This is a genomic window from Paraliomyxa miuraensis (assembly GCF_026337845.1).
Lineage (GTDB): Bacteria > Myxococcota_A > Polyangia > Nannocystales > Nannocystaceae > Paraliomyxa > Paraliomyxa miuraensis.
Map to the genome: position 1 here is coordinate 53812 of NZ_JAOVZF010000162.1, position 24366 is coordinate 78177.

At 69.4% G+C, this 24366-nt stretch carries 21 protein-coding genes and 3 tRNA genes; 14 read left to right on the top strand and 10 right to left on the bottom strand.

Features of this window, described 5'->3' with window-relative positions; all coding sequences use genetic code 11:
- Window position 1 precedes the first annotated feature (1 nt).
- Both OEB96_RS37880 and OEB96_RS37885 read right to left on the bottom strand, forming a co-directional pair.
- Window positions 2-1243 carry an outer membrane beta-barrel protein gene (locus OEB96_RS37880; RefSeq protein WP_266221771.1) on the bottom strand — a complete coding sequence of 414 codons (1242 nt, stop codon included), beginning with the start codon at window positions 1241-1243 and terminating at the stop codon, window positions 2-4.
- Window positions 1244-1247: 4 nt separating this feature from the next.
- Window positions 1248-3128, bottom strand: a complete 1881-nt coding sequence (locus tag OEB96_RS37885) for a M1 family metallopeptidase (RefSeq protein WP_266221772.1) — start codon at window positions 3126-3128, stop codon at window positions 1248-1250.
- Between the two features lie 423 nt (window positions 3129-3551).
- On the opposite strand from OEB96_RS37885, the gene OEB96_RS37890 reads away from it, so the two are divergent.
- The 8 genes from OEB96_RS37890 to OEB96_RS37925 all read left to right on the top strand — a co-directional run bounded on the left by OEB96_RS37890 (window position 3552) and on the right by OEB96_RS37925 (window position 12036).
- A complete protein-coding gene (locus OEB96_RS37890; RefSeq protein WP_266221773.1) occupies window positions 3552-4331 on the top strand; it encodes a hypothetical protein in 780 nt (259 codons plus the stop codon).
- Between the two features lie 151 nt (window positions 4332-4482).
- Window positions 4483-6117 carry a serine/threonine-protein kinase gene (locus OEB96_RS37895; protein WP_266221774.1) on the top strand — a complete coding sequence of 545 codons (1635 nt, stop codon included), beginning with the start codon at window positions 4483-4485 and terminating at the stop codon, window positions 6115-6117.
- 18 nt (window positions 6118-6135) lie between these two features.
- Entirely contained in the window at window positions 6136-8700 is a 2565-nt protein-coding gene (locus tag OEB96_RS37900; RefSeq protein ID WP_266221775.1) for a glycogen/starch/alpha-glucan phosphorylase, read from the top strand.
- Window positions 8701-8753: 53 nt separating this feature from the next.
- Entirely contained in the window at window positions 8754-9188 is a 435-nt protein-coding gene (locus OEB96_RS37905; RefSeq protein ID WP_266221776.1) for a hypothetical protein, read from the top strand.
- A 55-nt stretch (window positions 9189-9243) separates the two neighbouring features.
- Window positions 9244-9882 (top strand): acyltransferase, encoded by a 639-nt coding sequence (locus OEB96_RS37910; protein WP_266221777.1) that lies wholly within the window; start codon window positions 9244-9246, stop codon window positions 9880-9882.
- 55 nt (window positions 9883-9937) lie between these two features.
- Window positions 9938-10159 carry an acyl carrier protein gene (locus OEB96_RS37915; protein ID WP_266221778.1) on the top strand — a complete coding sequence of 74 codons (222 nt, stop codon included), beginning with the start codon at window positions 9938-9940 and terminating at the stop codon, window positions 10157-10159.
- Window positions 10160-10184: 25 nt separating this feature from the next.
- Entirely contained in the window at window positions 10185-11237 is a 1053-nt protein-coding gene (locus OEB96_RS37920) for a ketoacyl-ACP synthase III (RefSeq protein WP_266221779.1), read from the top strand.
- 67 nt (window positions 11238-11304) lie between these two features.
- Window positions 11305-12036 carry a hypothetical protein gene (locus OEB96_RS37925; protein WP_266221780.1) on the top strand — a complete coding sequence of 244 codons (732 nt, stop codon included), beginning with the start codon at window positions 11305-11307 and terminating at the stop codon, window positions 12034-12036.
- Between the two features lie 37 nt (window positions 12037-12073).
- Here the strand turns inward: OEB96_RS37925 and OEB96_RS37930 are convergent, their stop codons facing one another.
- Window positions 12074-13630 carry a right-handed parallel beta-helix repeat-containing protein gene (locus OEB96_RS37930; RefSeq protein WP_266221781.1) on the bottom strand — a complete coding sequence of 519 codons (1557 nt, stop codon included), beginning with the start codon at window positions 13628-13630 and terminating at the stop codon, window positions 12074-12076.
- 118 nt (window positions 13631-13748) lie between these two features.
- On the opposite strand from OEB96_RS37930, the gene OEB96_RS37935 reads away from it, so the two are divergent.
- The 4 genes from OEB96_RS37935 (at window position 13749) to OEB96_RS37950 (ending at window position 17455) form a co-directional block, all read left to right on the top strand.
- Complete coding sequence (locus tag OEB96_RS37935) at window positions 13749-14558, top strand: hypothetical protein (protein WP_266221782.1); 810 nt, start codon at window positions 13749-13751, stop codon at window positions 14556-14558.
- Between the two features lie 79 nt (window positions 14559-14637).
- A complete protein-coding gene (locus tag OEB96_RS37940) occupies window positions 14638-15009 on the top strand; it encodes a response regulator (protein WP_266221783.1) in 372 nt (123 codons plus the stop codon).
- On the top strand, window positions 15006-15299 hold the full coding sequence (locus OEB96_RS37945) for an Hpt domain-containing protein (RefSeq protein ID WP_266221784.1): 294 nt from the start codon (window positions 15006-15008) through the stop codon (window positions 15297-15299). Before OEB96_RS37940 ends, OEB96_RS37945 begins: the two co-directional genes overlap by 4 nt.
- 11 nt (window positions 15300-15310) lie before the next feature.
- Window positions 15311-17455: a hybrid sensor histidine kinase/response regulator gene (locus OEB96_RS37950; protein ID WP_266221785.1), complete on the top strand. Its 2145-nt coding sequence runs from the start codon at window positions 15311-15313 to the stop codon at window positions 17453-17455.
- Window positions 17456-17462: 7 nt separating this feature from the next.
- Here OEB96_RS37950 and lpdA read toward each other — a convergent pair whose 3' ends face one another.
- From lpdA to OEB96_RS37970, 4 genes are all read right to left on the bottom strand, one after another.
- Complete coding sequence (gene lpdA, locus OEB96_RS37955; RefSeq protein ID WP_266221786.1) at window positions 17463-18878, bottom strand: dihydrolipoyl dehydrogenase; 1416 nt, start codon at window positions 18876-18878, stop codon at window positions 17463-17465.
- A 9-nt stretch (window positions 18879-18887) separates the two neighbouring features.
- Window positions 18888-20246: a dihydrolipoamide acetyltransferase family protein gene (locus OEB96_RS37960; RefSeq protein ID WP_266221787.1), complete on the bottom strand. Its 1359-nt coding sequence runs from the start codon at window positions 20244-20246 to the stop codon at window positions 18888-18890.
- Window positions 20247-20353: 107 nt separating this feature from the next.
- On the bottom strand, window positions 20354-21328 hold the full coding sequence (locus tag OEB96_RS37965) for a transketolase C-terminal domain-containing protein (protein WP_266221788.1): 975 nt from the start codon (window positions 21326-21328) through the stop codon (window positions 20354-20356).
- Window positions 21325-22275, bottom strand: coding sequence for a thiamine pyrophosphate-dependent enzyme (locus tag OEB96_RS37970; protein ID WP_266221789.1), 951 nt, complete (start codon window positions 22273-22275; stop codon window positions 21325-21327). Before OEB96_RS37970 ends, OEB96_RS37965 begins: the two co-directional genes overlap by 4 nt.
- A gap of 342 nt (window positions 22276-22617) precedes the next feature.
- Between OEB96_RS37970 and OEB96_RS37975 the strand changes: the two genes are divergently transcribed.
- Both OEB96_RS37975 and OEB96_RS37980 read left to right on the top strand, forming a co-directional pair.
- The gene (locus OEB96_RS37975) at window positions 22618-23385 is read left to right on the top strand and encodes a DUF4178 domain-containing protein (RefSeq protein ID WP_266221790.1); all 768 of its coding nucleotides are present in this window, start codon (window positions 22618-22620) and stop codon (window positions 23383-23385) included.
- Between the two features lie 77 nt (window positions 23386-23462).
- The gene (locus tag OEB96_RS37980; RefSeq protein WP_407674733.1) at window positions 23463-23636 is read left to right on the top strand and encodes a ClpX C4-type zinc finger protein; all 174 of its coding nucleotides are present in this window, start codon (window positions 23463-23465) and stop codon (window positions 23634-23636) included.
- 22 nt (window positions 23637-23658) lie between these two features.
- On the opposite strand, the gene OEB96_RS37985 is transcribed toward OEB96_RS37980, so the two are convergent.
- The 3 genes from OEB96_RS37985 to OEB96_RS37995 form a co-directional block, all read right to left on the bottom strand.
- Window positions 23659-23737 (bottom strand) — tRNA-Ala (locus OEB96_RS37985).
- Between the two features lie 19 nt (window positions 23738-23756).
- A tRNA-Gly gene (locus OEB96_RS37990) sits at window positions 23757-23827 on the bottom strand.
- A gap of 48 nt (window positions 23828-23875) precedes the next feature.
- Window positions 23876-23949 (bottom strand) — tRNA-Gly (locus tag OEB96_RS37995).
- Between the last annotated feature and the right edge of the window lie 417 nt (window positions 23950-24366).

The following is a 24366-nucleotide window of genomic DNA, read 5'->3' on the forward strand; positions in this document are numbered from 1 at the left end:
CCTAGAATGGTCGCTCGAACTTGGCCAGCAGGTTCAGCATCAGGTTGTGCTGTTCGTTGGCCAGGGCCAGCGCGTCGCCGCGAAAGAAGAACCCATCCGAGGCCAACGAGCGGTCGTAGCGGTACTCGAGACGAAGCTGTAGCAGGTCGCGGAAGTAGAGCGACGGCCCCGCCGTGGCCGATGCCAGCAGCTGCGGCACGCCGAAGCTCCGACCGTCGCGATCCCACCAGACCTCGGGGTGCCCCACCAGCACCAGCGAGGCCTGGCGTCCCTCCCAGGCAAACCCGCGCACCCACACGCCGCCGCCCATCCACAGCGAGTCCGCCGCGAGGTCCCCAAAGCCCTCGCGACCCACGTCGAACACCGCGGCCACGCCCACCGGGCGGCCGTCCCAGATCACCTGGGTGTCTCCGTGCACCATCCAGGTGTCGGGCGCCAGCTCCTCCTGCTCGGGCCCAAAGAACACCTGCCCGACGGCAGACACGTCACCCCGCGACCAGTAGAGCCCCACCAAGCCCGACGGCGAGCGGTTGACGTCGCCGATCGTCTGCCAGCCGTTGACCACCCACGCCTCCACCGAGAACCCGGCCGCGAGCGGCTGGGCCAGCCGTGCGCCCATCAGGTAGTAGGGCACCGCGTTGGAGGACCAGGCCGGACTGAACGTCCAGTTGTCCTTGGACCAAAAGGCGCCCACCCCGATGGGGGCGGACATCAGGCCCGCGTCGAGCTCGGTGCCGCTGGCGAAGCGATACCCGCCGTTGGCGAGCGCGATGTGCTTCCATACCTCGGGCCCCGCGTAGGCGCTCGCGGGCCGGCCGGGGGTCGGCTCCCCGGCATAGAGCGCGTCGACGGCCGCGCCCGCGTGCAGGGCCAGCTCGAAGCGCCATGGCTCCTGCTCGCTGGCTTCGTGACGCACGTATGCCGCCACCACGGGCAGCGTGATCTCCCCGGTTCGCGGGTGGGTCACCGCGCCCGCGTAGATGTGGTTGCCGGGGAAGTTGGAGTTGAACAGATACGCCACGTCGACGAACGCGCCCGCGACCCACGTGGGCGTGCGTGGCACCTGGCCCTCGCGCGTCGCCTCGCGAGGATCGGGCGCGGGCACGGGCTCGGCGGCGGGGCTGGGATCGGAGAATCCCCCAAAGCCCTCGGCGGGCGCAGGCTCGGTCGAGGCGGTCGCGGTCGGGGCGGTCGCGGTCGCGGTCGCGGCGGCCATGGTCAGCGCAATGAGATCGATCGGCATGAGCTCAACCTCGCAGCAGCGTGTCCAGGCTGTGCTGAGTGATCGGATGATACCCAGCCCGTGACCGCTCGTAGATCCGCAGCGCGTCGCCTCGGCGCCCCGCGGCCAGCAGCGCCTCGTAGAGCGGCACCAGGAACTTGCGGCGGCCGACCGTCGTCAGGAATTGCTCGAGCCGCTCGTCCACCGCCGCGTGACCCCGCAGGATCGAGAGCTCGAGCCACTGCGCCAGGATCTCGTAGTTGGTGGAGGCCGTCAGCGCGAACGTGGCATCGAGCTCGGTCAGGGTCCGAGCCGGCAGCTCCGCGGGCAGCCCCCGCAAGAAGTGCAGCCACTGGTGCGGCGTCCAGTCCCGGGTGGGCAGCGAGCGCACCGAGGTCTTGCCGCTCGCGAGCGCGTCGATCACCGCATCGACGCGCTCGAACGCGTCCGAGCGGGGCTGCGGCGCCCCCTCGGGCACCCCGGGCTCGTGGATCCACACCTGGGGTCGCGCCACCTGCCGTGATGGGAGGGGGACGGCCACCTTCACCAACTCGCGGTCGAGGAACGCCTCGAGCTCCTGGCTGCTCACGCTCGTGAACGCGTGCGAGTCGAACCACTTGCGCACGAACGGATCGAAGGCCTCGCGCCCGTAGCTCTCCTCGAGCTCGCGCAGGAACAGCGCGCCCTTCTCGTAGGCTACGTCCGACAGCGCCTCGTCGGGATCGCGCCCGCGCAGCGCCACGTGCAGCCGCGAGTCACCGGGCTCGTCGAGCCCTTCGATCTCGTCCTGCAGATCCTGGCGTCCGAGCAGCGCCTCCATCTCCGAGCGCCCGCGTCCGTACAGCGCCTCCACGATGCGCCGCTCGATGTATACGGTGAAGCCCTCGTTGAGCCAGGTGTCCTCCCACGTGGCGTTGGTCACCAGGTTGCCCGACCACGAGTGCGCCAGCTCGTGGGCCACCAGCGACACCAGCGAGCGATCGCCGGCCAGGATGGTGGGCGTGGCGAACGTCAGCCGCGGGTTCTCCATGCCGCCGAACGGAAACGCCGGCGGCAGCACCAGCACGTCGTAGCGCTCCCAGCGATAGGGGCCGAACAGCGACTCGGCCACCTCCATCATCCGCTCGACGTCGGCGAATTCGCGAGCCGCCCGCGGGAGCACCGAGGGCTCGGCCCACACGCCGCTGCGCTCGCCCAGCGATTGCTGCTCCACGCGGCCCACCGCCAACGCCACCAGATAGGCGGGGATCGGCTGCGGCATCTCGAAGCGATGCTCGCCGGGCCCGAGCTGCGGGGACTCCACGCGTCGTGCCGACATCAGGGCCACGCGATCCTCGGCCTGCGCGGTGACGGGCAACAACACCGTGGCGTCGTAGGTCACCCGCACGCCGGGCGAGTCCTGGCACGGGATCCACGAGCGCGCGTGGATCGCTTGCGACTGACTATAGAGGAAGGGGTCGGTGCCATCGGCCGTCTGCCGCGGCTCGAGCCACTGTAGACCCGAGGCCTGCGGCGACGTGCGGTATGCGATGCGCACCAGCTCGGCCTGGGGCGGCAGCTCGATCCGCAGCGGCTGTCCGAGGATCGGGTCGCGCTCCCCTCGTGCCCATGCGGCCTCCGTCCATGCAGCGCCTTCGATGCGCGCGAGCGCGGGCGAGGACTCCTCGAGGTTCGCCGGTCGGGGAGCGGTCTGCACCGCCTCGATGTCCAGATCCCGGGTGTCGAGCCACAGCGGAGCGGAGGGGTCCCTGCGCTCCACCCACAGGGTGGCATGTCCCACCAGACGTCGGTCCTCGAACGACACCGTCCACTGAAGGCCCATGTGCCGGACCACGACCTCATCTGGGCGCGCGTAGGAGTGGGGATCGGATCCTGGCTCGACGTGGGAGAGATCTCCACCGTTCATGGCAGTGAGGGGTGGTATGGAGGAATGTGGGGTGGTGGTCGGTCCCACTGGGTGCGAGTGACAGGACAGCAGCAACCCTGGGAGGAGCACCGTGGACCAACGGAAAACAGCCACGATTCGGTCCCCTACCGGACTTGTCGGGCGTTGGTCAACGGTGCGCGGAAAGATGTGAGACCAACTGGGGTTTTCTTACCCCATTCGATCTCCCACGATCTTGGTTTAGTTTTGTGAGTTCGATGTGGCCCACGCCGGATCGAAGAGATCCCCACACCGGCCAGGAAGAGCCCAATTGAGCGCGTTTGCCGATTTTCTTGCGTACTTTCGCGCAACGGGCCCCACGAATTTCTTCAGTCGGGATTCGCTTTTTACTTGATCGAAAAAACGTAATCCGGCTTAATGGCAAATGTCGAAGCGAGGTCGCCCATGTCCTTCACCGCCCGAACCCTTGCCGCTGCCGCTCTGACCTTCACCACCGCCTTCGGTTCGGGCTGCGACCTCATCGAGGCGTTCCAGAACGAGGCCAACGGCGGCACCACGCTGGTGCAACTGATGGTCACCCATCACGCCACGCCGCGGGATGGGGTGTTCCCCGAGCTGCTCCTCGGCGAGGCGACCACCTTCGACACCGATGAGGGCTGGACGGTCAGTCTGCGGGCGGCCTACGTCACCACCGCCGGCGCGGTCCTTCACGAGTGCGGCGGCGAGAGCTACGCCTTCGATCCCTTCTGGGGTCCGCTGCCCGAGGACATCAACGAGGAGGATCTCGACCTGCTCTCCTTCGCTTCGGTCGAGGTCGAGGCCGGCTCGTTCTGCGGCATGAGCATCGAGTACGGCCCCTACGTGGGCGACGCCGAGACCACCGCCCGCTACGCGATGGGCGAGGACGCGGCCAAGGTTCGCAACGCGACCTTCTACTTCGAGGGCGTGGCGCGCAAGGGCGACATCGCCATCGACTTCGAGCTCACCGGCCACGACACCATCTCGGTCGACCTCGACCTCGGCACGGTCATGAACGGCGGCCCGCTTCGCGTCACCGCGGACGAGGCGTTCCCCATCGACCTCACCCTGTCCAAGACCTACGACCGCCTCTTCGACGGCATCGACTTCGAGTCGGTCGAGAGCGCCGACCTCACCGCCAACATCGAGGCCGTGCTCGAGCTCGAGACCCGCATCGCCTTCGGCACCCGCGTCGAGGCTCGCTAGGCTCGTTTCGGCCCCCCGCAGCCGCTGCGGGCAAACGGTGCAGCGAGGTGGCCCCCCAAGGGGGGCCGTTTTCAATTGGTTCGCGCGACTGCGTTCTCGTGGGCCGGTGGAGCTTTCGACCGGCCCGGGGGATGCGAGTAAGATGGGGCCGGTGCCGAATTGCGCCCACTGTGGAGCCTTCGTCTCCTCGGGCTCCCGGCAGTGCTCGGGCTGCGGTGTGACCCTCAGCGGCCGCGAGCATGCCACCTTGCCGGGTCCGGGCTACTCCACGGCTCCCCCGGCTCAGGACGCGATGATCGGGCGCTCGATCATCGATCAGTTCGTGGTCACGGCCAAGCTGGGCGAAGGGGGCATGGGGGGCGTGTACCTGGCCGATCAGCCCACGGTGGGTCGTACCGCGGTCATCAAGGTGATCCATCCATGGCTCTCGAAGGATCCCATGATCGCGACCCGCTTCGAAACCGAAGCCAAGGCCGCCGCGCGCCTGCAAAATCCCCACATCGTCGCGATCTACAACTACGGCAAGCTCCCCGACGGCACCCTGTTCCTGGCCATGGAGCACATCCGTGGCTCCACCATCGCCCAGACCCTGCAGAGCCAGGGGCGCTTGGAGGCCTCGCGTGCGGTGAACATCGCGACGCAGTGCTGCGAGGCCCTCGCGGAGGCGCATCGGCACGGGGTCGTGCACCGCGACGTCAAGCCATCGAACATCATGCTGCAAGAGCGGCACCAGGGGCCGGGCCTGGTGAAGATGCTCGACTTCGGCGTGGCCACCATCGACGATCGCGAGGTTGCGACCGGACGCATGCCCCCGGGGACCCCGTGCTACATGTCACCCGAGCAGCTGGCCGGCGAGGCCGTCGACGGACGCAGCGACATCTACTCGCTCGCGGTGGTGATCTACGAGATGGTGGTGGGGCAACCGCCGTTCTTGGCGGCAAACCCCGAGGAGTACGCGCGCTTGCATCGCGAGGTGCCACCACCGGCTCCCAGCGCCCTCGCGCCCGACTATGGGATCCCTCCGGCGCTCGAGGCCTGTCTCATGCGGGCGCTGGCCAAGCAGCCACACGCTCGTCCACAGACCGCGGAGCGCTTCGGCGACGAGCTGTGGAGCGCCGTCATGTCCGCGGCCACCGCCGAGAGCGCAGCGCAGGCGTTCAGCTTGCCCCCGCGGCGCCGCAGGGGCCGGGTGGTGCGGCGGCTGGCGGCGGCGCTCGTGGTCGGGGTGGCCCTGGCCGGGATGACCCTGGCGGTGGATCGCTGGCGAAGTGGTGACCCTGCTCCCGTCGCGGCTGCGAGCAGACCCGCGTCGAGTGCCCCCGCGGCCAGCGAGCCCGATCCGGTCGAGGTGGCGCTCATGCGGATGAGCGTGGGTGAGCTCGAGTCGGAGCTCGAGCGGATCGCGGTGCTTCGCGGGCGCAGCCCTCAGGCGGTCAACGTGGCGATGACCACGTACCACGAGCGCCTTCGCGGCACCCCACCGGGCCGCAATCGCAACGAGCAGCGCCGGTCCGTGCTCACCGAGCTCATCCTGGGCTGGGCGCGCGCGCCGGCTGCCGCCGAGCCCGTGACCACCAGCATCGCCGCGCTCGAGGCCGTGTTCCTGCGCATGGACAGTCCGCTCGACGTGCAGGAGCGCCGTCGCATGCTGCACCAGCTGAAGAACGGGGAGGGCATCGGTACCGATGTCACCCGCGCCCAGCTGCTCACGTGGATCGAGCAGCACGGGTTCGACTATCAGACCGGGGAGCCCGGGGCCGAGCTGGTCCTCGAGGACGAACCCTAGACCACCACGAAGACCACGATGAACGACGCCGATTCCAACCCGAGTACCGAGCAGTCCTCCACCCAGGCCAGTGAGGGCCACGCGCGCACGAAGATCGTCGTCGAGGACGATCGCACCGGCATGCACCCGGACACGGTGCGGCGGGCCGTGCTCGACCACCTGCTCTACACCTGCATGAAGGCCCCTGGCTCCGCCACCATGCTCGACGTGTACCAGGCGGTCGCCCACGCCGTGCGCGATCGCCTGGTGCAGCGCTGGATCCGTACCCAGCGCCAGTACACCGACAACGACGTCAAGCGGGTCTACTACCTCTCGGCCGAGTTCCTCATGGGGCGCTTCCTCGGCCACAACCTCCTCAGCCTCGACCTGTTCGACATGGCCCAGCGGCTGCTGCAGAGCTACGGGGTCGACCTGAACGCCGTGCTCGAGCAGGAGCACGATCCGGGCCTGGGCAACGGCGGCCTCGGCCGCCTCGCGGCGTGCTTCCTCGACTCCATGGCCACCATGGGGCTGCCCGGCTATGGCTACGGCATCCGCTACGAGTACGGGATCTTCATGCAGGAGGTGAGCGACGGCTATCAGGTCGAGCGCGGCGACGCGTGGCTCTCGCAGGGGACCCCGTGGGAGATGCCCCGCCACGAGTACACGGTCACCGTGCCCATGTACGGCCGCGTGGAGGAGCGGATGGACGAGGACGGCGTGCTGCGGGTCAAGTGGGTCGACACCGAGAGGGTGCTGGGCGTGCCCTACGACACCCCCGTGGCCGGCTACGGCAACAACACCGTCAACACCCTGCGGCTGTGGGCGGCGCGCGCCACCAAGGAGTTCAACTTCTCGGTGTTCAACGACGGTGACTACCGCCGCGCCGTCGAGGACAAGTCGATCAGCGAGACGATCTCCAAGGTGCTCTACCCCAACGACGACTCGCTCGAGGGGCGCGAGCTGCGGCTCAAGCAGCAGTACTTCTTCGTGTGCTGCTCGATCCAGGACATCATGCGGCGCTATCGCAAGGCCCACGACACCTTCGATGCGTTCCCCGACAAGGTCGCCATCCAGCTCAACGACACCCACCCCGCGATCACGGTGGCGGAGCTGATGCGCGTGCTCCTCGACGTGGAGGGGCTGAGCTGGGACCGGGCGTGGGCGATCACCCACAAGACGGTGGCCTACACCAACCACACGCTGCTGCCCGAGGCGCTCGAGACCTGGCCGGTGTCGATGTTCGAGCGGCTGCTGCCGCGGCACCTGGGCATCATCTACGAGATCAACCGCCGCTTCCTGCGACAGGTGCAGATCCACTCGCCCGGCGACGACGGTCGGCTCGAGCGCATGTCGATCGTGGCCGGTGGAGACGACCACAAGAAGCTCCGCATGGCCCACCTCGCGGTGGTGGGCTCGCACAGCGTCAACGGCGTGGCCCAGCTCCACAGCGAGCTGGTGCGCAAGCAGCTCTTGCCCGACTTCGCCGAGATGTGGCCGGAGAAGTTCAACAACAAGACCAATGGGGTGACGCCGCGGCGCTGGATCATGCAGGCGAACCCCCGGCTCACCGAGGTGATCACGCGGCGCCTGGGGCCCGGCTGGATCACGGACCTCGATCAGCTCGAGGCGCTCGCCTCGCTCCGCGACGACCCCGACTTCCTGCACGTGGTGCAGAAGATCAAGCGCCAGAACAAGCAGGACCTCTCCCGGCTGGTGCTCGATCGCACCGGGGTGGAGGTCGATGCCGACTCGTTGTTCGACGTGCACGTCAAGCGTCTGCACGAGTACAAGCGGCAGCTGCTCAACTGTCTGCACATCGTGGCGCTCTACCAGTCGCTCAAGGCCGACCCGAGCCAGTCGCGGGTGCCCCGGACCTTCATCTTCGGGGGCAAGGCGGCGCCGGGCTACGCGATGGCCAAGCTGCACATCAAGCTCATCAACGACGTGGCCGACACGATCAACGCCGACCCGGCCATGCGAGGGCGGCTGCGCGTGGTGTTCCTGCCCAACTACGGGGTCTCGATGGCGCAGACCATCATCCCCGGCACCGACGTGAGCGAGCAGATCTCGATGGCCGGCAAGGAGGCCTCGGGCACCGGCAACATGAAGTTCGCCATGAACGGGGCGCTCACCGTGGGCACCCTCGACGGCGCCAACATCGAGATCCGCGATGCGGTGGGCGAGGACAACTTCTTCTTGTTCGGCCTCGATGCGCCGCAGGTGGCCGAGGTCAAGCGGCAGGGCTACTACCCCGCGCACTACATCGAGCGAAGCGACCGGCTGCGCGGAGCGCTCGAGATGGTGTCCTCGGGCTTCTTCAGCCCCGACGACAAGGCGCGCTTCGAAACGGTGATCCACTCGCTGTGGAACGACGACCCCTACCTCGTGTGCGCGGACTTCGAGAGCTACTGGGAATGCCACGAGCGGGTCGACGCGGCCTACCAGGACGAGGATGCCTGGACCCAGAAGGTGGTCAGCAACCTGGCTCACATGGGGCGGTTCTCGAGCGACCGAACCATCGGGGAGTACGCTCGCGAGATCTGGGGCATCGAGCCGCTGCGGATCTCGATGGAAGGTCGCAACCCGATCGAGATCGACTGACCGCGTCGATCCACGGCCGAACGGAAGGGACGAAGGCGATCGTGTCGGAAATCGTGCTCACCTCCACCCTCGGCGCCGAGCACAAGGACGAGCTCGAGCGCCTGTTGTTCTTCAACCGCAACCAGGCGCGCCTGTCCCGGGCCGTCGCGCTCATTGCCCAGCGCTACGGTCCTCCGCGCGTGACCGAGGTCGGCGGGCACCTGCGGGTCGAGCTCGAGTCCTTCGTTCCCCAGGCGCTGTTCGCCGTGCACCAGACTCCGGCGGGTGTCGTTCCGGTGGGGACGGTGATCTACACCCGCGAGGAGGACGCGTTCGTGGTGCTGTTCGTGGCCGTCCACGAGGACTTCACGGCCAAGGGGCCCATGGCGGGCCACCGCTTGATGATCCGCATGACCGACGAGCTGCGCGCGGTGGGTCGGCGGGTCAAGGGGGTGCGCGCGCTCGTGATGTTCCTCGGGCGGACCACGCCCTTGCGGCTGGCGATCTGAGTTCCCCGAGGAGGGTCCCGTCCGGCGCGATGAATGGGTAGACTCGGATCCCGTGGTGAAGGACAGCGCTCGCAAGCTCATCAACTACGCGCGATCCCGCCTGTGGGATCAGACCCAGTGGCCGGACCCCGACGTCATCTTCGAGCGCAACGGCTACCTGGGCGTGGCGGCGTTCATCCGCCAGACCTGGGATCCGCGGCTCACCAAGGAGCTGCTGGCGCGCTACGGCGCCAAGATCCACCCCGACTGCTGGCCGATCGGACCCAACATCACGCTGCACGAGTGCCCCAACGGGTTCGACAACCTCACGGTGGGCTCGCACGCGTACATCGGCCGGGAGGTCTTCTTCGACCTCACCGACCAGATCATCATCGAGGACAGCGTCTCGATCGCGATGCGGGTGATCTTGCTGTCCCACATGAACATGGGCCACGACTACCCCAACAAGCCGCTGGCGCGGCTCTACCCGGTGAGGAACAAGCCCACGATCCTGCGACGGGGCTGCTCGATCGGGGCAGGATCGGTGATCGCGTGCGGGGTGGAGGTGGGGGAGGACTCCGTGATCAATGCCGGGGTCATGGTCGACCGCGACGTGCCTCCCCGCACGGTGGTCAATTGCACGCGCCCGCGCCCCAACGTGCGGATCCCGGACAGCCTGTTCCGCCCCAAGCCGCCGGTCGAGCCCCAGGAGTAGGCGAGCTCGCCATCCGTGCTTGTGTCCGTCGTGGCCCCGCGGTAAGCATCATCTCGTGACCAAGGAAGAGTTCGTCAAGGAAATGGCCGAGGCGATCATGGTATCGCCCGAGGAGCTTGGCCCGAAGGTCGAGCTGTCGAAGTTCGAGGCCTGGGATTCCACCTCGGTGCTGCAGCTCATCGCGGTGCTCGAAGACGCGGGCATCGTGATCGATCCCAACAAGATCCCGGACTGCAAGACGGTGCAGGACGTGCTCGATCTCGCCGGCCTGAAGTAGCGACCTCGCGCCAGGAGCCGGATCGATGAGACTCGCTGGGATCTCGGCGTGCGTGCCGAAGAACAAGGTGGAGACCTCCGCCGCCTACGACAACTTCAAGCAGTTCGACGTCGATCGCATCATCGGCAACACGGGCGTGAAGGAGAAGCGCGAGGCGGAGCCGGGGGTGACCACCACCGATCTGTGCATCGCGGCGGCGGGTCCCTTGCTCGACCAGCTCGGCTGGGAGCGCGAGTCGGTCGACGCGGTGGTGCTCGTGACCTCGTCGCCCGACTACGTCATGCCGGCCAGCGCCCACGTGGCGCATCGCGAGCTGGGGCTGTCGGAGCGCTGCCTGGTGTTCGACGTGAACCTGGGGTGCTCGGGCTTCACCCACGGCATGATGATCGTGGAGAGCTTCATCGCCTCGGGCCTGGTGAAGCGGGGGCTCTTGCTGTGCGGCGACATGACCTCGGGCACCATTCGGCCGCGGCTGCGCGAGTGCGACCAGCGCCCGGACCTCGCCAACGCGATCCTCTTTGGCGACGCGGGCACGGCCACCGCGCTGTCGGCCGAGGGCGACGACGTGCGGGCCAGGAGCTTTGCGGCCGACGGCAGCGGGATCAAGCACATCATCGTGCCGGGAGGGGCCGCGCGCGAGCCCTGGGCCCCCGCGCTGTTCGAGCGCCGCATGAACGAGTACGACGAGGAGCGGCGGCCGATCGATCTGGTGCTGCGCGGGCCCGAGATCCTCACCTTCACCATGAAGAAGGTGCCGCCGCTCTTGCGCGAGTTGCTCGAAGGGGCCGGCTGGGCGGTGGACGACGTGGACTCGTTCGTGCTGCACCAGGCCAACCGGTTCATGCTCGACTTCTTGGCCAAGCGCATGAAGCTGCCCAAGGACAGGGTGCCGATGTCGATCGCCGAGTACGGCAACACCTCGAGCGCCTCGATCCCGCTGACGATGGTGGCCTGCTCCCAGGGGCTCATGCAGCCCCGCACCAAGTGGGTGATGATGGGCTTCGGCGTGGGCCTGTCGTGGTCGGGGCTGGCCATGGAGACCGAGGGCGTGGTGAGCTTGCCGCTCATCGAGGTCTAGGCTTGCCTGGCTGGGGGGTCGCTCGGCGCCCGTCAGAGCGGGGGCTCGTGCGTGGTACTCCATGGCCATGCGCAGGGCGATCGTGGCCGTGGTGGTGCTGGTGGTGGTGGCGCTCCTGGCCGGGGCGATGTTCCTGCTCGATCGTGGGGCCCCGCCGAAGGGGGCGGAGGGAGAGCCGCAGTCCCGGGGAGTGTCACCACCGGGCGCGGCGAGGGAGGGCGTGTCTGCGGAGGAAGGACCGCCGAGCGTGGCCACGCGGAGTCGTTCGGAGGCGCGGGCCGAGCGTGACGCAATGCGTCATCGCATCCTCGAGGCGATGCATGCTCGCGAGCGCGCAGCGGCCGAGCGCGAGGGGGGCTCCTCGGAGGGTGAGGATGCGTCCGCCGGGTCGGCTGCGTCGGCCGGAGGCGGGCGGGGCGGGAGCCCGGGCCCCGACGACGAGGCCCCCACGCCCGGCAACCTCACCGATCGTACCGGCAACCACGGCTACCTCATGAAGGTGATGAACGAGGAGCTGATGCCGCTGGCCGACGAGTGCTACGAGCTCGCACGGCAGACCGAGCCCTCGCTCGCGGGCATGCTGGTGCTCGACTTCGAGATCCTCGGCGACGAGGAGATCGGCGGCGTCGTCGAGTCGGTGGCGATCGGGCAGGGCAACGAGCTGGTGCATCCCGAGCTGGTCGAGTGCATGCAGGAGTCGATCCTCTCCACCACGCTGCCGCCCCCGCCGGCCGAGCACGGGGGCAAGGATGCGATCTCGCTGTCGCTGCGGCTCTCGCCCGACGACGGGTCGGGATGACGGTGAAGGTCACCCGACCTCGCGGTGGCCGCGTGGCTCAGCGTCGACGACGTGCGAGGAATCCCAGCAGCATCATCAGCATGGCGCCGCCGAGCGGTGCGCGGTCCGTGGAGCGGCAGCCACACCCACCACCCTCGCCATCGCCCCCGCCGGCCGAGCCACCCGTACCGCCCGTGCCCTCCGTGGCTCCGCCGGTTCCGTCCCCCGCCTCGCTGCCCGCACCACCCGTGCCGGTGTCCCCGAGGCTGCCGTTGCCGCCCGTCTCATCGACCCCGCCCGTCCCGTCGCTGCCGGTGTCCCCGGTGCCACCATCGGTGTCGCTGCCACCACCGTCGGGAAAGTCCTTGAACTCGGGCGCGAGCGGCCAGCCGGGGTTGCCCTCCGGGTCGAACAGGTAGGCGCCCACATCGGCCACACCGCCGCGCGGCGTGGTGTTGAAGTCGTCGGCGGTCACGTAGGCCGGGTCGCCCGCGCCGATCAAGGCCCCGCCCGGCGCCGGGAACACGTCGATCGGAGGCGCCCCCCCGAAGTGCCCGTCGACCAGATCGAGCGTGGGATCGCCATCCACGTAGCCCCCGCCCGGGCCCCCCGAGACCCCGCCGATGCCCACGTTGCCGGCCAGGATCACGCCCGAGGTGTCGCCCGCCCCGAAGAAGATCGCGCTGCCCGACTGCGCATAGACGGCATTGTTGGCGATGAGCACGTCGCCCACGGCGTTGCGCAGCGAGATCGCATCGTTGGTCGACTTGACGATCGTGTTGTGCACGACCTCGAGGTTGTCGGGCGACCCCGACTGGTGCATCTGCATCGCGATCCCGTCCACGTTGGCCGACAGGATGATGTTGTTGCGGATCGTCGCGTCCGCGGCCGACTGGATCCCGTGGTCGCCACAGTTCCACAGCACGTTGCGCTCGATCACGTTGGGCGGCCCGTTGCCCGCCGTGCTGTAGGTGAGGATGCACGGGTACTTGGTGTCGTGGATCACGTTGTCGCGGATGACGTTGCCGTAGCTGCCCTCCTTGATCTCGATCCCGTCGCCCTGCACGACCATGGGCCCGTTGGTGTGGTGCACCCAGTTGCGCTCGATCACGCTGTTGGCCAGGCGGCAGCCGTCGTTGTTGCAGCCCAGGTACATGCCCTCGCCCGTGTCGTCGGTGTCGTGGATGTGGTTGTGCACGATGTGCAGCGACTCGTAGGTCACGCCGCCGTCGTTGGCGCGCAGGGCCACGTCAGCGGTGTCGTGGATCTCGCAGTCCTCGATCGTGAGGTGGTCCGCGGCGCTGATGCGGATGCCGGCCGAGCCGCCCGAGAATTCGATCCCCCGGATCTCCACCCACGTCGCGCCGTCGATGTCGACGATGTTCTGCGCCGCGTCGGGGCGGTGCAGGTGGGGCTGCTCGCCGTCGGCGGCCCGGATGATGATCGGCTGCCCCTCGGTGCCCGCGATGTCGAAGCTGAAGCGCTCGGTCAAGGTGTACATGCCGCCGGCCAGCACGATCTCGTCGCCGGGCTGGGCCGCGTTGATCGCCCCCTCCACGTCGTCGCCGGGGCCCACGTTCACCACCGCGGCCCACGCTGGGCTCGCCCCCGTCATGGCTCCAATCGTCGACAATCCCGCCAAGATCCACGCATAGCTCCGCATCGTCATGGCCACAGGGTACCCGGCTCGGGAGGCGGTGACACCTGCGGGGTGGCGCGGTGTTGCACGGGTCATGGCACGTACTCTTCGTATCCTCGACTTGCTCTCGTTCCTTCCTCATCGGCGGCTCTCGGGCTCCTGGCCTGGCCTGGGCGTCGGCCTGGGGCTCACCCTGGGGCTGGGCTCGGGCTGCGTCTACACCGAGTGGCACGGCGACCACGACGAGGAGGCCTGCCTCGACGACTTCTTCGACTGCCTCGACGACGCCGACGGGCCCGAGGAGATCGAGGCCTGCGAGGCGGCCAAGGAGGTCTGCCTCGACACCTGCGACCACGGGGACGACGAGCCGCAGCCCGGGGCGGGCTCGGATGGCGGAGACGGACCCGGTGACGGGGGCGACGACGGGGGCGACGACGGTGACGGTGGCGATGCGGGCGATTCCGCCGGCGCGGGCGATTCCGCCGGCGCGGGCGATTCCGGAGGAGCACCCGATGCCGCGTGCTTCGAGATCCACGCCGCCTGCGTCGCGCAGGCCACGACCCTCAGCGACGTGGAGGCGTGCGAGACCTTGTTCGACCACTGTCTCGAAGCAGAGGACTGCGATCACACGTGTGAGCCGGTCTGTCCCGACCCGGGGGTGAGCGCATGCCTCGACGTCTACGAGGCGTGCGCTGCCGTGGCCGACGACGAAGGCGCGGTGCAGGCCTGCGCGGCGGGATTCGATGCATGCGTCGGCGACCTGGACGACAGCGCTTGCGTCCCGCAGGACCCGGCGGTCGTCGATGCCTGCCTCGAGCAGCATGCCCTGTGTACCCAGTGCATCGATGGGGCCGAGGATCTTTGGCTGTGCAAGGAGGTCTTCGACGCCTGTGTGGCGGGATAGCGCCGTTCCTTGCCATGCGCGGCTCGTGGTCGGGTCGAGTTTTGGCCACGAGCCCGCGCCATCCTGATATGCTCGCGGGGTGAAGCGAATCGCGCTCGTCGAGGACAACGACGACAATCGAGCGCTCATCTCCGCCTTGCTCGACGACGCCTACGAGCTGTACGAGTATGCTGACGGACCCTCGGCGCTCGAGGGGATGATGACGCAGCGGCCGGATCTCGTCCTGCTCGACATCTCGCTGCCCGGCATGGACGGCACCGAGGTGCTCACGCGGCTCCGGGCGCATGACGACCTGCGCGCGCTCCCGGTGGTGGTGCTCACCGCCCACGCCATGCGTGGCGATCGCGAGCGGTTCCTCGCCCTGGGCTTCGATGCCTACGTCAGCAAGCCGATCATCGACGAGGACGAGCTGCTGCAGACCATCGAGCGCCTGCTCGGAGCGAGTCCATGAGCCTCGGCCCCGAGGCTCGTGCTCGCCTGCATGCCCGCTACCTCGCGGGTCTGTCCGAGCGTCTCGACGTGATGGTCACCCTGCGGGCTCGCCTCGACGCTGCGGACCCGCAGGCGTCCGAGGAGGCGCGCAGCCTCGGCCACCAGTTCGCGGGCACGGGGGCGAGCTTCGGGCTTCCCGAGCTGTCCGAGCGCGGGCAAGACCTCGAGCAGTGCGACGACGACCAGCGTGCGCAGGCCCTCGATCGGCTCATCGCGGCCGTACGGGCCGCGGTGCAGCGCCAAGGATGAGGTCATCGAGAATGAAGGAACCGGAGATCCCCGACGACGAGGCGCAACGGCTCGAGGCGCTGGCTGCCTACCACGTCCTCGACACCGAGCCCGAGCAGGCCTACGACGACCTGGTCAAGGTCGTCTCGCACCTGCTGCACATGCCGATCGCATTGGTCTCGTTGGTCGATGCGCAGCGACAGTGGTTCAAGGCGCGCGTGGGGCTCGAGCCCCAGCAGACCTCGCGCGCGGTCTCCTTCTGCGCGCATGCGGTGGCCCAGCGCCGCTCGCTGGTGATCGAGAACGCCCTCGAGGACCAGCGCTTTCGTGACAACCCCCTGGTGACCGGGCCGCCGCACATTCGGTTCTATGCCGGAGCGCCACTGCAGAGCCCCGAGGGCCACGTGCTGGGCACCCTGTGCGCCATCGATCGTGAGCCGCGAACCATGAGTCCCGAGCAGCTCGAGCTGCTCGAGGCCCTGGCCCGGCAGGCGGTCAGCTTGCTCGAGCTGCGTCGCCGTGCCGCCGAGGCCGAGCGGACGGAGGCCAAGCTCCGCGAGGTGACCAAGATCCAGCGGCGGTTCTGGGAGCTGTCGCTCGACATGCTCGCGGTGTCCAACTACGAAGGCAACTTCACCCGCCTCAACCCCGCGTGGACCAAGGTGCTCGGCTGGTCGGTCGAGGAACTCACCACCCAACCGTTCCTCGACTTCCTCCACCCCGATGACGTCGAGCGCACCCTCGCCGAGGCGTCGAGGCTCTACACCGGCACCTACGAGACGGTGACCTTCGAGAACCGCTACCGCTGCAAGGACGGATCCTACCGCTGGCTCTTGTGGTCCTCCACGCCCGACCCCGAGACCCGAATGCTGATGGGGGTGGCGCGCGACATCACCTTCAAGAAGGAGCTCGAGCAGACCCTCCGCGAGGCCCGTCAGGCGGCCGAGGACGCCAACCAGGCCAAGAGCGACTTCCTGGCCAACATGAGCCACGAGCTGCGCACGCCGCTGAACTCCGTGATCGGGTTCACCAACATCCTGCTCAAGAACAAGCACGGAGCGCTCGGCGCTCGCGAGCTCGACTACCTCCGGCGCATCAACACCAACGGCCATCACCTCTTGCGGCTCATCAACGACGTGCTCGATCTGTCGAAGATCGAGGCGGGCCGGATCGATGTGCGAGCCGAGGAGGCGGACCTCGGCAAGCTCGCCCAGGACGTCGTGGACCAGCTCCAGGGGCAGGCGCAGCCCGCCCGGACCCGCTTGCGCGTGACCGTGCCCCAGGGCCTTCGGGCGCTGCGAGGCGATCGCGATCGCCTCGAGCAGGTCCTCATCAACCTCGTGGGCAACGCCATCAAGTTCACCGCGGGCGGCACGGTGGAGGTGAGGATCCACGCCGATGCCGAGGGACGGCCGCTGCGCCTGGACGTGATCGACGATGGCCTGGGGATCCCGGCCGACAAGCACGCGGTGATCTTCGAGTCGTTTCGCCAGGCCGACGAGAGCACGCGGCGCCGCTTCGGCGGCACCGGCCTGGGCCTGGCGATCTCGCGCTCGCTGTGCGAGATGATGGGTCTTCGGCTCGAGCTGGCCAGCGAGGAGGGGCGAGGCTCGTCGTTCGCGATCTCCTTCGTCGACCACGAGCTCCCGCTGGTCTACGAGCCGCCGAGCTCCTCGAGCGCGGGGGAGATGGACTTCGGTCCCGAGGAGCCGGGGCCCAGCGTGGGTGACTCCAGGCCTGGCCCGAGTCCTCGGGAGCCCGCGACGGTCCTCGTCATCGACGACGACGCCGATGCTCGTGCCGTGCTCGAGAGCTTCCTTCAGGACTATGGCTGCCAGATCGTCGCGGCCGACTCGGGCGAGCGCGGGATCGAGCTGGCTCGCAAGCTTCGTCCGGATCTCATCACTCTCGATCTCATGATGCCGCGCATGGACGGCTGGTCCGTGCTGGCCGCGATGCACGAGGATCCCGAGCTGCGGGACATCCCGGTGGTCGTGTGCAGCATCGTGGGCGGCGAGAGCCGGGGCAGCCTGGTGGGCGCGAGCGCGGTGATGGACAAGCCCATCGATCGCGAGGAGCTCTACGAGGTGCTGCGCGCACACCTCGACGACCCGAGCCGCAGCGCGGACATCGAGGATCTGTTCGAGCGAGTGCTCGGCAGCCGCCGCACCAGGTAGCCGCGGCTCAGCGCTTGCGCGGATTCTGGATGTGGATCGCCTCGCCGACCGCGTGCTTGGCCGCTTCCATCATCGCCTCGCCGAGGGTCGGGTGCGGGTGGATCGTGAGCCCGATGTCGGGCGCGTAGGCGCCCATCTCGATGGCCAGCGAGGCCTCCGAGATCAGGTCGCTGGCCTCGGGCCCCACGATGCTCACTCCGAGCACCCGCTCGTCATCCGCGTCGATGACGATCTTGACGAAGCCCTTGGTCTCGTCGATCGCCATGGCTCGACCGAGCACCGAGAACGGGAACTTGCCCACGCCGACCTTGTGACCCTTGGCCTCGGCCTCGTCCTTGGACAGGCCCGCGGTGGCGATCTCCGGCTCGGTGAACACCACGGCCGGGATCACCCGGGCATCGTTGACGGACTTGCGGCCCGCGATCACCTCGGCCACCACCTCGGCCTCGTGCGTGGCCTTGTGGGCGAGCATGGGCTGCCCCACCACGTCGCCGGTGGCGTAGATTCCCGGCACGTTGGTCTGCAGGCGCTGGTCGACCACGATGAAGCCCTTGTCGAGCTTCACGCCGGTCTTCTCGAGCCCGAGCCCCTGGGTGACGGGGCGGCGGCCCACCGCGACCAGCACCACCTCGGCCGACAGCTCGCGGAGCTCTCCGCCCACCTCGACCTGGACCACCGCCATGCCGTCGCGCTCGGTCCAGCCCTTGGCGCGGGCGCCGGTGACGATCTCGCCGCCGTCGTCCTTGATCTGCTTGGTGACCACCTGCGCGAGGTCCTTGTCCATCGCGGGCAGCAGGCGATCGAGGCCCTCCACCACCGTGAGCTTGGTGCCCACGCGCTGGAACGTCTGACCCAGCTCGAGGCCGATGTAGCCGCCGCCGATCACGATCATCGACTCGGGCACGTGGTCGAGGGCGAGCGCGCCCGTGCTGTCGAGGATGCGCTTGCCGTCGTAGGCGAAGCCGGGGATCTCGATGGGGACCGAGCCGGTGGCGATCACGATGTGCTCGGCCTCGACCACGTCGGAGGGGCTGCCGTCGGCGTAGGTCAGCTGCACCTGCTTGGGGCCGAGGAAGGTGGCCGTGGCCTGGCGGTACTCGGTGCCGTTGCCCTTGACCAGCCCCTTGACCCCCGAGGTCAGCTTGCGCACGATGCCGGACTTCCACTCCTGCATCTTGACCATGTCGACCTGCGGCGGTCCGAAGCGCAGGCCCATCGTCTCGGCGTGCGACGCCTTGTGGGCGAGCTTGGTGGCCGAGATCAGCGCCTTGGACGGGATGCACCCCACGTTCAGGCACACGCCGCCGGGCTCGCCCTTCTCCACGAGCATGGCATCGACGCCCAGCTGGCCGAGGCGAATGGCACAGGGGTAGCCGCCGGTACCGGCGCCAATGACGAGAGCGGTCTTCTTGATGGTGGCCATGACGAGGTCCTAAATCCCTGCCAGGAGCAAGAGGGTGGGGTCTTCGAGGTAGCGCTTGACCTCCTGCAGGAAGCTGGCGCCCTCGAAGCCGTCGACCACGCGGTGGTCGAGGGAGACGGAGAGGTTCATCAGGTGGCCCACGACGATCTGGTCGTTGTCGTCGACCACCGGGGTCTTGCGGATCGCGTGCACGCCCAGGATGCCGACCTCGGGGTAGTTGAGGATCGGGGTGGCGAGCACGCCGCCGATGGTGCCCAGGCTCGTGATGGTGAAGGTCGAGCCGGTCAGCTCCTCGCGGGAGGCCTTGAAGCTACGCGCCGCCTCGCTGACCCGGGCGATCTCGCGACCGATGTCGAGCAAGCTGAGGCGATCGGCATCGTGCACCACCGGCACCATCAACCCCTGATCGGTCGCGGTGGCGATGCCGATGCCGTAGCGCTTCTTGACGATGATGTTGCCGCCCTCCTCGTCGAGCACCGCGTTGACGATGGGGTACTTCTTGAGCCCCAGGATCACCGCCTTGACGATGAACGGCAGGTAGCTGAGCTTGACGCCCTCTTGCTCGGCCGCCTTGCGGGCCTGCTCGCGGACCTTGACCAGCGCGCTCACGTCGACCTGCTCGACGTAGGTGTAGTGCACCGCGGTGAAGAACGACTTGGACATGCCCTCGGCGATCCGTCGCCGCATGCCGCGGAACGGGATCAGCTCGTCGGGCGGGGTCTCGCCGAGCGAGCGTCGCAGGGCCGGGGCCGGGGCCGGTGCCGGGACAGGTGCAGCGGCCGTGGCCGGGGCAGCGGGCGCGGCCACGATGCTCGCAGGCGCGATCACCATCGTCGGCGTTTGACTCGGCGCCGCAGGCGACGCCTCCAAGGGGTCGCCGCCGCTGAACAACCCCATCACCTCCGACTTGGTGATGCGACCATCGCGGCCGGGCACCATGTCGAGGTCGATGCCGTGCTCGCGGGCGAGCGCGCGTGCGGCCGGGGTGGCCAGCACCTTGCCCGTGGTCGCGTCGCGCGGGGCGGTGCCGGGTGCGGCGGGAGCCATCGGGACGGGAGCGGCGGCCGCGGGAGGCGGAGCGGTCGTCGCGGGCGGCAAGGTGGCGGCGGCCGGAGTCGGCGCGGGGTCGGCCGGGGCCTCGCCGAAGATCGCGATCACCTGGCCCACCTCGGCCACGGCGCCCTCCTCGATCAGGATGCGCTCGATCACCGCGTCCACCGGCGACGGGATCTCCATCGTCGCCTTGTCGGTCATCACCTCGACGATGCCCTCGTTGGCGGCCACGCGATCGCCGGGCTTCTTGAGCCAGCGGACGATCTCGACTTCGACGACCCCTTCACCGATGGCGGGGAGCTTGAGCTCTGGCATGGTGGGACGACCTTCTTGCGGTACGGTACGGTGGTTTGGCGGAAGGGGGCGGGAGGTTCGGGTCGGGCGCCGGGTGCTCCCTGCCGGGTGGCCCCTGGTGGCGGCGATCAGTAGCTCGCGATGCGCTCGATCGCCTTGGCCACGCGCTCCACCGAGGGAACGGCGTCGCCCTCGTCGGCGGGTCGCAGCGGGGAATCGGCCCCGGCCACGCGCACGACCGGAGCGTCGAGGTGGAGGATGGCCGCGTCGGCGAAGGAGGCGGCCAGCTCGGCTCCGATCCCGCCCGTGCGCGGACCCGCGTGCACGATCACGATGCGGCCGGTGGCCTTGGCCTCGGCCTCGAGCGCGGCCCGGGGCAGCGGCGACAGGCAGCCCACGTCGATCACGGTCGCATCCACGCCGGTGGCCTCGACGGCAGCCGTGGCGATCGACAGGGCGGCGCCCCAGCTCAGCACCGTCACCGTCTCGCCCTCGCGTACGCGGTGAGGCGACGTGGGGTCGCGCCCAAGGCTCTGTGCGGGCGGGCCCGACACCGCACCCAGCAGCACCCGACGTGGCAGCAGCAACACCGTGGGCCCGTGGGTCACGGCATGCTCGGCGGCCGCACGCAGCCACGCGCCCGCCTCTTCGGCCCGCCCTGCGCACAGCACGGTGAGCCCGGCGATGGATGCCAGCATCGTGGCCGCGGCCTCGCTCGCATCGCCACCCAGGCCAAAGCCCGGCCCGCAGGGTGCCACCACGCACAGCGGCACGGCGATCGGGGTTCCGACGGAATCACGGTTCCTCCACGACCAGGCGGCGGCCTCGCGCAGGCCCGTCAGCCCCTCGAGCGCGGCCCCGACCCCGGGTAGCAGCACCAGCGGGTGGCGTCCCGCCCCGGCGAGCCCGGCCGCGTGGGCGAACGAGGTGATGGGCAGGAGCGGCGTGGACAGCACGCGGGGCCGGAGCGCCGGGTTCTTCACCGCGTCGCGCGAGAGGCCCAGCATGCCGCCGTCGGCCACGTCCTCGCCCAGGAGCACGCGGCGTTCGTCGTCGCGCAGCAGCCCGGCGACCACTTCCGCCAGGTGTCCCAGGATCGTCATGGTCGGCCTCCCGGGCGCTGGCTCGCCAGCGCGTCGTGCTCGTCGAGCACCTCGAACGCATGGTCGAGCTGCGTGCGGAGCTCCGCCTCGCACACGTCCTGGAAGGTCGACGACCACTCGCCGCGCCCATCGAGGAACCGCCGCAGGCGCTCGACCGGGTCGCGGTGGGCGGGTGGGTCGTGGACCAGCTGCGTCACCACCACGTCGACCACCCCCGGACCACGCCCGCTGCGAGCGCGCTCGGCCGCCGAGGCGATCGTATTGTGCACCGCCACCGGTTCTGCTCCGTCCACGCGCCGGGTCCACAGCCCGCAGGCTCGCACCCGGTCGGCCACGCTGTCCCCCAGCACGCCGGCCTCGGCCGGCGCTCCGTTGGGCCATAGCTGGCTGCGCACCACCAGTACCAGCGGTAGGTCACAGGCGGCCATCAGGGCCAGCGTCTCGGTGAATGCCCCCGAGGTGCTGGTGCCCTCGCCGCACAGCGCGAACGTGGCGCGTCCAGCCCCCGCCAGCTTCTCGGCGTGAGCGTGGCCCGCGGCGAGCGACAGGTGCATGCCCAGTGCGTCGGTGCCCGCGGCCAGTCGGCGCGCAGAGCTCGACACGCGCCCCGGCTGCGCATTGCCCTCGCGGCCCATCACCCGCTGCACCAGCTCGGGCAGCGGCATGCCGCGCGTCAGCGCAATCGCCACGTCGCGACCGCCCCCGAAGATCCACTCCTCGTCGTCGGCCACGCGGGCCGTGGCCACCAGCGGCGCCTCCTCGCCGGCCGCCGATGCCCACATGGGCACGCCGGCCCGCGACAGCCGGAGGTCGAGGCTGCGGGCCGCCACCAGCTGCTTGTAGTAGGCCTTGGCGTCGAGGCCGCCCAGCGTGGCTCCACCTGCGAGCTTGCCCTCTGCATCGAGCAGGGCAGCGGCTCCTTCGGGGTCCCAGGGCGTGCTCTCCATGTCGGCTCGCAGTCACGGGGGAGGGCGCACCGCCCATTCGCACGGGCGCTGAGCCGCCGAGACGGCCCGACGCGTGGCCTTGGCCGTCGTCTTGGGCGGACCCCCTCGGGAGCATCGCCCGGCGGTGCCACGGGGCCTTGCCGGCACCCTGCGGGTGCCCATGGCTTTTATCCGCGCGTCCCCGGCAGCGTCAAGCCAAGCCCGACCCTGGCGCCGGGGTGCCTTCGTGGGTTTCCTCGGAGGCACGGTCTCGACCCCTGGCTCTCTGCGACCCAGCTCACGAAAGCGCGGGATCCCACCGTGGCCGCGTGCTACACGAGGTGGACAGCCGATGGGATTTCGATGCTGACGGTCGCCTCGCTCCTTGCCGCCATGACCATTGCCGGGGCCTTTTGGGTTGGCGTGCTCGCAGCCCGTCGCCTCCGCGACTGGGGGGAGGGTCGACGGGCGCTCGAGGAAGGCGAGCACGTGCCGCTGGCCATCGCCGCCGCCTCGGGTGCGCCGGTCGACGACGCTGGTACCCGGAAGGTGCGGGCGCTCGTGGCCAAGCGGATCAAGGATCATCGCTGGGAGGCCGGGCGCGCAGCTGGTCGCGGCTCGGGCTCGGGCGCCGAGGCTGCGGTCGAGGAAGGCGCGCCCGTGGACCTGAGCCTGTCGACCCTTCGGGTGGGCGACGTGGTCGTGCTCGACGGGGGGCACCCCGAGCTCGGCAGCGACTTCATCACCGATGGCGTGATCAGCCTGCGCGAGGGCGGGACCACCACCATCGTGGCCAACCTGAGCGATGGCGATCGTCGGCGCTGGCTGGTGGGTGCCGAGGACCAGGACCGCTGGTTGCTCGTGGCCCCCGTGCACGACCATGGCCTGTCTGGCGAGCCACCGCGGAACATCCGGCGCGAGCGGGGGCTGTACACGCTCGAGCGGCGCGGCCAGGCGAGCGCCGCCGCGGTGGGCAAGCACGAGCGGCCTTCGCAGTCGCGCGCGGCCACCTATGTGTATCGAGCCACCGGTCGCGACGTGCTGTGGGTCGAGCGCTGGGGGAGCGAGGTGCTCGTGGGCGAGGGCGAGAGCGTGGACGCGGGCTCGATCTCGTTGTTGCCGGGGTCGTAGTCCCAGTCCCAGTCCCGGTCGTAGTCCCAGTCGCGCCGGTTCGTCACGCGAGGCAGCCGCTGTGAGATGATGCTCGGGTGACGTCCGAAACGAACGAGATGCGGTGCTCCTTTTGCGGCAAGTCGTCCGCCGAGGTCAGGAAGCTGATCGCTGGACCCGTGGCCTGCATCTGCGACGAGTGCGTGGCGATGTGCCAGGAGATCTTGGCAGAGGGGTCCGCGCCGTCCGAGGACGACCAAGACGCGGACTAGCAGGACCTCGTGCAATCGAACATGGTGGAGCATCTCGGACTCGAACCGAGCTGTCGTTCTGGGTGCAAACCAGATGGCCACCCCCGGCAGCCCCATGCCCCATGCCGTATCGATGATCGGAGCAGACGGCGAGAATCGAACTCGCATCCCCTGGGTGGAAACCAGGTACTCTGCCGTTGAGCCACGCCTGCCTGAAGTTGGTCGTCCGTCGACGAAGAGCACCCTGGGCCGGCGGTCGGAGCGGGCGAAGGGGTTCGAACCCTCGACCTTCACGTTGGCAACGTGGCGCTCTGGCCAGCTGAGCTACGCCCGCGCGTGGGCCCCATGCTCGGTGGCTTCGTCGACGGATCGTCGCGTCCGTCGTTCGGCCCAGTGGTGCGTCGATGTGTGGGGCGGCGAGGCTTCTACGCGCTCGTGGTGCCACATGCGAACCAAACGAGGTTCACGTGCGGACCACGCTCGAGTACGTGGAACTCGCTAGCCCACCGCGGCGGCGCCACTGGGCGAGGTACCCGGCCATCCCGACCACGCCCATCCCGACCACGTCCATCCCGACGGGTCGGCTCCGAAGCAACCGGCACCTGCCGCGGCGCCCGCGATGGCGGCGGCGGAGGTGGTGGCTCGACGGATGCTGGTGGAGAGGGCGAACATTGGACCGTACCTCGTTGCTTGGGTCTACGGCACCGCCCCTGGCGTGTCAAGCAACGAGTCGAATGAAATTGGCGAGGAC